1 pseudogene is annotated in these 231 nt (G+C 64.1%); it reads left to right on the forward strand.

Features of this window, described 5'->3' with window-relative positions:
• Positions 1 to 231: pseudogene (locus tag ACQG3P_RS24955) on the forward strand (50S ribosomal protein L25/general stress protein Ctc); the annotation flags it as partial.

Consider the following 231-nt stretch of genomic DNA (forward strand, 5'->3'; position numbering starts at 1 on the left):
CGCTGCACTTCCTCAACGAAGACACCTCGCCGGCCGGCAAGGCTGCCGACGTCGGGGTCACCCACGAACTGAAGGAAGTCACCATCAGCTGCCTGCCGAAGGTCCTGCCGGAGTCGATCGACGTCGACCTGGGCGAGCTGAAGGCTGGCGACGTGGTGTACCTGTCCAACATAAAGCTGCCGAAGGGCGTTGAGATCGTTGCCCTGGCCCAGGGCAAGGACCACGACGACG

The organism is Stenotrophomonas sp. SrG (assembly GCF_050031795.1).
Taxonomy (GTDB): Bacteria; Pseudomonadota; Gammaproteobacteria; order Xanthomonadales; family Xanthomonadaceae; genus Stenotrophomonas; species Stenotrophomonas rhizophila_A.